The sequence below is a fragment of the Methylobacterium tarhaniae genome (assembly GCF_001043955.1).
GTDB lineage: Bacteria > Pseudomonadota > Alphaproteobacteria > Rhizobiales > Beijerinckiaceae > Methylobacterium > Methylobacterium tarhaniae.
In genome coordinates this window covers 1-993 of the sequence record NZ_LABZ01000482.1, presented here as the reverse complement: position 1 = coordinate 993, position 993 = coordinate 1, and the positions used below count along the sequence as shown (strand labels likewise).

The 993-nt window shown below is 63.9% G+C and carries 1 protein-coding gene and 1 pseudogene; both read left to right on the top strand.

Annotation, left to right across the window (positions count from 1 at the left end; translation table 11 throughout):
• Positions 1 to 169 (top strand): annotated as a pseudogene (locus VQ03_RS34920) (polyphosphate kinase 2 family protein); the annotation flags it as partial.
• 179 nt (positions 170 to 348) lie between these two features.
• Positions 349 to 993 (top strand): ISAs1 family transposase (locus VQ03_RS33555; RefSeq protein ID WP_048454744.1); only part of this gene is annotated, 645 nt, incomplete at its 3' end.

Below are 993 nucleotides of genomic sequence, written 5' to 3'. Positions count from 1 at the left end.
CAAATGGTTCGCCCGTGCCGTGATCGGCTCGACCATCGTGAGCGCGCTCGACCGGCTCGATCTGAAATTCCCCGTGGTCGGCAAGGCCGATCTGAGCGAGTTCAAGCACATCCGCGCGGCGCTGGAAGCCGAAGGCAAGGGCGGCGCGGCGGAGAAGAAGGCGAAGTAGGACGTGAAAAGCGGCGGCGTTTTTCTCGCGCTCGTGCCCCGCCACGTAAGGTAAGCACACTCTGTCCGGCTCCCTCCCCCCTTGCGGGGTAGGGGAATCGCATATGGCGATGGAGGGGTGTTGCCAAGCGGTTGGAACTGGATTCTTTGGGTGTCTCTCGCTTCCCGAGGGAGACCAGAATGCGCCAACTCAAGCGCCTGCTTCGACCACTCAAGGACCCCCGCGCCAGCAACGTGCGGCACGATCTGGTGGAGATCATCGTCATCGCCTTGGCGGCGACACTGGCCGGCGCCAAGACCTGCACCGAGTTCGAGTTCTTCGGCAAAGGCCGAGAGGAGCTGTTGCAGCGGTTCCTGGAGCTCAGATCCGGCATCCCCAGCCACGATACGTTCAGCAACGTCTTCCGTGCTCTGGACCCGAAGGGGTTGGAAGCGATTTTGCGCAAGCTCAGCAAGGGCTTCGGCATCAAGGGCGTGGTCAGCATCGACGGCAAGGCGTTGCGCGGCGCCTTCATGCGTGGGCGGCAATCCACACCGCTGCATATGGTCAATGTCTGGGCGGCAGGCACACGCATGGCGCTGGCTCAAAGGAAGGCCCCCAATCGCAACGAGGTTGCCGGCGTTCTCGAAGTCCTCGCCTCGCTCGATCTGGACGGCGCTCTTGTCACTGCCGACGCCTTGCATTGCCGGCCCGATGTCGCGCAAGCCATCCGCGACCGGAAGGGCCACTACGTTCTGGCCATCAAGAGCAATCGCGGCCGGCTCTTCAAGGCCGCCAAGGCGTTGCTCGACACCGCCCGACGGCCTGCGCGAGCAAGCCAGCGA